Raw genomic sequence first — 289 nt, 5'->3', positions numbered from 1 at the left:
AAGAACCGTTCTGACAGCTTCGGCTTTGAACTCTTTAGAGTAACGTTGGGTTTTTCTGCTCATTATTAGCTCCTTCTGATGCCATTCTATTTCAGGAAGGAGTGTCCGTTAAACTCAGGCTACCTCACGGGCTTATGAACGACATTTCTTCTGACGACATCTTCCTGCTGAAACAGCGCCTGGCCGAACAGGAAGCGCTGATCCACGCCCTGCAGGAAAAGCTGAGCAACCGGGAGCGCGAAATAGACCATCTGCAGGCGCAGCTGGATAAACTCCGCCGGATGAACTT

The 289-nt window shown here is 50.5% G+C and carries 1 pseudogene; it reads left to right on the top strand.

Annotated features, from left to right (window positions below):
* Window positions 1-134: 134 nt before the first annotated feature.
* Window positions 135-289: pseudogene (locus E0D98_RS26440) on the top strand (IS66 family transposase); the annotation flags it as partial.

Origin of the sequence: Escherichia sp. KCJ4928, from assembly GCF_004352695.1 — a bacterium.
Lineage (GTDB): Bacteria > Pseudomonadota > Gammaproteobacteria > Enterobacterales > Enterobacteriaceae > ECMA0423.
The sequence above is the reverse complement of the archived record's forward strand: the minus strand, read 5'-3'. Positions and strand labels throughout refer to the sequence as shown.